General features: G+C 63.4%; 1 protein-coding gene. It reads right to left on the minus strand.

The genetic code is table 11. From position 1 onward, the window contains the following. Nucleotides 1–291: 291 nt before the first annotated feature. Nucleotides 292–1005, minus strand: a complete 714-nt coding sequence (locus K4G59_RS19730; protein ID WP_231252770.1) for a hypothetical protein — start codon at nucleotides 1003–1005, stop codon at nucleotides 292–294. Nucleotides 1006–1365 lie beyond the last annotated feature (360 nt).

Here is a 1365-nt window from a genome sequence, read left to right on the forward strand (position 1 = left end):
GCGACTCTTCAATCCAGCGCGGTCGACCTGCACCCGCACATCGACACTTCGGATCAGCCACTTCCCGGACCCGCGGAGAAGACGCTACGCCGAACCGGTTGACAACAGAAGGGAGCCGGTAAGACGCTGTCGGACAAGAGCATGCTCAGTGCCTGACCGCGTCCCGCCAAGCAACGCCGACGGGATCGCGCCCGGCTCGTAAGCTGGGCTTCTAGGTCACACTTCGCTGGACGCAATCCAACGTCGTGGAGCATGAGAGCGCGCTGCGCATGCTTACTCAGCGGTCGCCTTCTAGTTGAGCGTGATCCACTGATCCTCATCGTCGTAGCCGCCCGACAGGCGCCAGGCGCCCCCAGCGATAGCGGCGGTTGGAACCGGCAAACACTCCGTCCCGGAGCTGCGTGCGCCCGTATACAGTTCGGGCGCGTCGGACCAGTCGTTGTCGAGAGAGCAGTAGACGTAATCCCCATTGAGGTCCTGACCGCCCGAGTAGACGACGCCGTCGCCGCCGACGAACGCTAGGTCATTCTCGATCCACGCCCTTCCGCTTCCGGGGCCGGTGCGCACAAACCCCAGGGCCACGGTCACGTATGACCATCCCGGTGGTGGCGGGTCCGCGTACTCGCTCTGCGACCTCACAATGGGCCATGCGTCGGTGACGGTGGGGTTGAACGCAAACTGCCAGTCCTCGACCGTGAACCACTCGTTAGGTCTCCAGGGCAGTGACTGACTGCCGGGCTTGTCCTTGACGGCGATGCGGACCTTGTTCGTGACGACCTGCGGTACGTCGTACAGGCGACTTCGTTTGCCCATGACCCTGAACCGATGAGCGCCGGGCTCGTAGTCCATGACGTGACTGATTACGAACTTCCCACGGCGGTTGGTGGAGTCGTAGTCACCGGTGCCTCGCCAAGACCCATCGCGCCACACTTGGAGAACGGCCTTCTGATTGAGCTTGCCGCGCACCAGAGTCCCGGTGAACTTGACGGACTCGCGCTCGTACAAGCTCCGCGGCGATGCGCTCAGAGAAGCTCTGGCTGCCGAAGATGCTCGAGGAGCCGGCGAGCCTATGGAACTGTGTTGCACAGCCGAGGCCGAGTTGATTGGAGCCACCGCGATGGTCGCGCCGACCACCATTGCCAACGACGCTCCCCAGCAAGCACGAAAGTTCCCCATAGCAGCATGTTCTCATCACGAAGCAGCGCCCGTCGGCGATTAGCCACCTTCCCGGCACGCGCCTACTAGACGATTCCGGTAGGACCGACGTCTGGCCAGACTCGGTCCAGGTGATCGGCGAGCAGCTCTCCAAGCGGCTGCCCACCGGCTTTTCTGGTGTGGCTCACTATCGGTCTGCAGCCCGCCGGT

Origin of the sequence: Nocardioides furvisabuli (genome assembly GCF_021083185.1) — a bacterium.
In the GTDB taxonomy this organism is placed as follows: domain Bacteria; phylum Actinomycetota; class Actinomycetes; order Propionibacteriales; family Nocardioidaceae; genus Nocardioides; species Nocardioides furvisabuli.